Origin of the sequence: Pelomicrobium sp. G1, assembly GCF_051905455.1 — a bacterium.
Lineage (GTDB): Bacteria > Pseudomonadota > Gammaproteobacteria > Burkholderiales > UBA6910 > Pelomicrobium.
This window is the reverse complement of sequence record NZ_JBQACR010000158.1, coordinates 1-377: the sequence shown is the minus strand read 5'-3', so window position 1 is coordinate 377 and position 377 is coordinate 1. Positions and strand designations below refer to the sequence as shown.

Annotated in this window: 1 protein-coding gene; it reads left to right on the top strand. The window is 54.9% G+C overall.

What is annotated here, in order from left to right; all coding sequences use genetic code 11:
- Nucleotides 1–249: hypothetical protein (locus ACTFO6_RS17965; protein WP_439935772.1), on the top strand; the 249-nt coding region annotated here is incomplete at its 5' end.
- Between the last annotated feature and the right edge of the window lie 128 nt (nt 250–377).

Below are 377 nucleotides of genomic sequence, written 5' to 3'. Positions count from 1 at the left end.
GCGCAGGCTCCCAACTTGTTTGGCCCGGATGCTGATGGCGCCGTGACGCCACGCGTGTTTTCCGTAACGGCCGAATACGAATATTCAGGGAAGTCGGTGAAGGAGAAGACGACCCTCGATTTCCGGCCTTATTCCCACTCCGACATTCCACGTCATCCTGTGGCGCATGAGTTACACGAGGTAGTCAGGGTTCTTCAAGATTGGAGGCGGGCTTTCGACGAACTTGCACGCAAGATGACACGTTCGTAAGCCACTATCCGATTTGGCGAAGATGTGGGCGTTCGCGTGCGATTCTCATAGGTGAAACACTGAAATGAACGATCTCATTAGCCGTCGGCTCAAGCACGCGCGCGAAAAACTCGGGCTTACTCAAGCGC